The 234-nt window shown below is 32.5% G+C and carries 1 pseudogene; it reads right to left on the reverse strand.

Annotated features, from left to right (window positions below):
- Positions 1 to 234: pseudogene (locus AOA62_RS25775) on the reverse strand (cobyric acid synthase CobQ); the annotation flags it as partial.

Raw genomic sequence — 234 nt, forward strand, 5'->3', positions numbered from 1 at the left:
CAATAAAACTACCCAACATTTGATAGCCTCCACAAATGCCGAATATGAATTTCCCTTTTTGAGATAGATCTAGTAGGCGATTCGCTAAACCACTATTCTTTAAAAACAACATATCTTCAATAGTATTTTTACTACCAGGTAGAATAACGATATCTGGATTACCTAGTTCTACTGGATTTTTAACAAAACGCACATGACAATCTGATTCTTCAAAAAAAGGATCTATATCAGTAA

Source organism: Pseudomonas sp. 2995-3 (assembly GCF_002742565.1).
GTDB lineage: Bacteria > Pseudomonadota > Gammaproteobacteria > Pseudomonadales > Pseudomonadaceae > Aquipseudomonas > Aquipseudomonas edaphica.